This is a genomic window from Halomonas sp. 707D4 (assembly GCF_024158685.1).
Lineage (GTDB): Bacteria > Pseudomonadota > Gammaproteobacteria > Pseudomonadales > Halomonadaceae > Vreelandella.
Window position 1 is genome coordinate 1 of the sequence record NZ_JAMZBD010000312.1, and the last position, 3,791, is coordinate 3,791.

The window sequence follows — 3,791 nt, forward strand, 5'->3', positions numbered from 1 at the left end:
GCCCGAGGCCCTCGTCCAGGCGCTGGTGGGCGCCGCGCGACTCCCGCCGCGACAGCGCCGCAAGACACGACGCCTCGGCGATATCCAGCCCGCCGCCCAGCTCCAGGCAGTGCAGCAGCTCGGTATTGAACTGCTTGCTGGTGTCGCTGATGCGAAGGTGGCGGTAGCGCTCGCGCAGCGCTCGAATCTCGTCGAGCGCCTGCTGCATGCCCGCCTCGGTGCGGTAGATGCCGCAGCCGCGCTCCATGGTCTCCACCATGGCTTTCTTGAGCGTGGCCCAGGTGTCGTCGCTCGGCGGCCCGTCGCACAGCGCGGCCAGGCGCGCCTGCTGCTCGGCGGTGTGCGGCTCGAGCAGGGCGGCATCGGCCCACCGGGTTTGCGCGGCGCGCTGGCTTGCCTGCTCACCGGCCAGGCGGCCGAACACCAGAAGCTCGCTGAGCGAGTTCGAGCCCAGCCGGTTGGCGCCGTGAAGGCCTACGGAGGCGCACTCGCCGGCGGCGTAAAGCCCGGCAATCGCGGTCTGGCACTGCGGGTCGGTCTCGATGCCGCCCATGGTGTAGTGCACCGCCGGGCGGATGGGGATCGGCTCCTTGAGCGGATCGACGTTGATGTACGCGCGGGCCAGCTCGCAGATGAAGGGCAGCCGCTCGAGGATGGTCTTTTCACCCAGGTGGCGAAGATCGAGATAGACCACGTCGCTGTCGCCGAAGGTGCCGGTGCGCCCGGCCTGCTGCTCCTGCCAGAACGCCTGGGAGAGCTTGTCCCGGGGGCCGAGCTCCATGTACTTGTTCTCCGGGTGGCCCAGCGGCGTTTCCGGGCCGAGGCCGTAATCCTGCAGGTAGCGCCGCCCATCCTTGTTGAGCAGAATGCCGCCTTCGCCCCGGCACGCCTCGGTGATCAGGATGCCGGAGCCGGGAAGCCCGGTGGGGTGGTACTGCACGAACTCCATGTCGCGCAGCGCCACGCCGTGGCGGTAGGCCATCGCCATGCCGTCGCCGGTGACGATGCCGGCGTTGGTGTTGAAGCGAAACAGCCGCCCCGCCCCGCCGGTCGCCAGCACCACGGCCTTGGCGCGCAGCACGCAGAGCTCGCCGGTGGCGATCTCGAGGGCAATCACGCCGATCACCGCGCCGTCGTGCACCGCCAGGTCGAGCACGAAGTACTCGTCGAAGCGCTCGATCTGCGGGTACTTGAGCGAGGTCTGGAACAGGGTGTGGAGCATGTGAAAGCCGGTCTTGTCGGCGGCGAACCAGGTGCGGGCGGTCTTCATGCCGCCGAAGCGGCGCACCTGGATACGGCCATCGGCCTGGCGGCTCCAGGGGCAGCCCCAGCGCTCCATCTGCACCAGCTCCTGGTGGGCGTGGCGCACGAAGTACTCCACCACCCCCTGCTCCACCAGCCAGTCGCCGCCGGAGACGGTGTCGTCGAAGTGGGCCTGGAAGGTGTCCTCCTTGCTGGTCACCGCCGCCGCGCCGCCCTCGGCGGCCACGGTGTGCGAGCGCATGGGGTAGACCTTGGAGAGCAGCGCGATGCGCTGGGTCTCGCCGGCCGCCTGGGCGCTTTCGGCAGCGGCGATGGCGGCGCGCAGCCCCGCCCCGCCGCCACCCACGATGACGATATCGAAATCCAGCTGCTGCATGGGCTCACCTCGCTCTGAGTGCCTCGTCACGGCGCGCTCTTTTCAGGGAATCGATGGTTCGACGTTATCACGCCGAACGCGCCCGGCGGCGGCTAACGGCAGCTCCCTTGACGCAGGTCAACAAAGCGCTCGCGGGGCGCCCTAACCTGAACCTGGTGCCGCCTTGGCGCTGCCGGTCAGGAGACCCCGCATGAACACCACCGCTCACCCCATGCCGCGCTGGAAACTCCTGGCGCCCCTCGTCGTCGCGCTGGTCATCGCGCTGATTCCTACCCCCGCCGGCGTGGCGCCCCACGCCTGGTACTTCTTCGCCATCTTCATGGGCTGCGTGGTGGGGCTGATTCTCGAACCGCTGCCCGGCGCCGTGATCGGCCTGGTGGGCGTCACCCTGGCCTCGCTGCTGTCGCGCTGGGTACTGTTCTCGCCGGAGCAGCTGGCGATGAAGGGCTTCAACGCCGCCAATCAGGCCTTCGCCTGGGCGGTCTCGGGGTTCACCAATTCCACGGTGTGGCTGATCTTCGGCGCCTTCATGTTCGCGCTGGGCTACGAGAAGACCGGCCTTGGGCGGCGCATCGCGTTGCTGCTGGTGAAGTCGATGGGCAAGCGCACATTGACGCTCGGCTACGCGGTGATGCTGGCGGATGCGGTGCTGGCGCCCTTCACGCCCTCCAACACCGCGCGCAGCGGCGGCACCCTGTACCCGGTAATCCGCAACCTGCCGCCGCTCTACGACTCCCACCCCAACGACCCGAGCATGAAGCGCATGGGCAGCTTCCTGATGTGGACGGCGATCACCTCCACCTGCGTGACCAGCTCGCTGTTTCTGACCGCCCTTGCCCCCAACCTTCTGGCCATCGCGCTGACCGAGAGCGCCACGGGCCTGACCATTGGCTGGGGGCAGTGGTTCATGGCGGTGGCGCCGGTGGGTATCGCGCTGCTGCTGATCGTGCCGCTGCTCTGCTACTGGCTGTGCGCGCCCGAGGTCAAGGCGGGCAGCGAGATTTCCAGCTGGGCACGGGAGGAGCTCGAAAAGCTGGGCGCGCTGACCCGTAACGAGCTCGCGCTGATCGTGCTGGTGGTGGGGGCGCTGCTGCTGTGGATCTTCGCCGGCGACGTGATCTCGGCCTCGTTGGTCGGGCTGGTGGTGATCTGCGCCATGCTGTTGATCGGCATCGTCACCTGGAACGACATTCTGGATAACCGCGCGGCCTGGAACACCTTCGTGTGGTTCGCCACCCTGGTGGCGCTGGCCGGCGGGCTGAGCCAGGTCGGCTTCGTGGCCTGGTTCGGCAACCTGGTGGGCGGGGCGATCGGCGGCTTCGACCCGCTGCTGGCCATGCTCGCCCTGGTGGTCATCTTCTACGCGCTGCACTATCTCTTCGCCAGCGTCACCGCCCACGTGACCGCCCTGCTGCCGGTGATGCTCGCCGCCGCCTCCGGCATCGCGGGTATCGACATGGAGCTGTTCGTCTTGTTGATCCTGCCCACCCTCGGCTTCATGGGCATCCTCACCCCCTACGGCACCGGCCCGAGCCCGGTCTACTACGGCGGCGGCTACCTGCCCAGCGCCCTGTGGTGGCGTTTGGGTGCGATCTTCGGCCTACTGTTTCTGGTGGCCTGGCTGGGACTGGGGTTACCGTGGCTGCTGTTGACCCACTAGCGCCTGGTACCAGGTGGCCAGGCAACTGGCCACCTGCTCGGGTACTTGCGCATGAAGGTTATGCCCTCCGTTCAGGGGGGCGTGTTCGATATGGGGCGCCCGCTCCGCCAGTTGGCAGGCCAGGGTGTGAAACTTGGCGTCTTGCCGCCCGCTGAGATACCCCACCGGCAGGCGGGTGCGTTCGAGCCACGCCCAGAGCGAGGGCTGGCGGCCAAGCGAGGTGGCGCGTAGCATCCGGGCGATGGCGGGGCCGTGGTTGTGGAGGCGCCGCTGGATCAGCGCGCGGCGCCGGGTCTCGCTCACATCCGCGAAGACCGGCTGGCGGTACCACTCATTAAGCACCTCAATCAACGGCTGCCCGGCAAAGCGCTCGGCCCAGGCGGCGTCGTGGGCCATGCGCGCCGGGCGCTCGCCCACCGCCAGCCCCGGGTGGGCGCTCTCCAGCCACAGCGCGGCAAGCCCCGGCGGGTGCTGGCGGGCATGATAAAGCGC

The 3,791-nt window shown here is 68.8% G+C and carries 2 protein-coding genes and 1 pseudogene; 1 reads left to right on the forward strand and 2 read right to left on the reverse strand.

Annotated features, from left to right (window positions below):
* Window positions 1-1,639: fumarate reductase (quinol) flavoprotein subunit (frdA, locus tag BIS11_RS12700; RefSeq protein WP_253586182.1), on the reverse strand; the 1,639-nt coding region annotated here is incomplete at its 3' end.
* 190 nt (window positions 1,640-1,829) lie between these two features.
* Here frdA and BIS11_RS12705 point away from each other — a divergent pair.
* Entirely contained in the window at window positions 1,830-3,299 is a 1,470-nt protein-coding gene (locus BIS11_RS12705) for an anion permease (protein WP_253426268.1), read from the forward strand.
* Here BIS11_RS12705 and BIS11_RS12710 read toward each other — a convergent pair.
* Window positions 3,273-3,791 (reverse strand): annotated as a pseudogene (locus BIS11_RS12710) (2-succinyl-6-hydroxy-2,4-cyclohexadiene-1-carboxylate synthase); the annotation flags it as partial. The gene BIS11_RS12705 and the pseudogene BIS11_RS12710 sit on opposite strands and share 27 nt — an antisense overlap.

What these genes read in the sequence shown, in the direction of transcription:
- BIS11_RS12705 (WP_253426268.1), top strand. Translation starts at nt 1,830, where the DNA reads ATGAACACCACCGCTCACCCCATGCCGCGCTGGAAACTCCTGGCGCCC.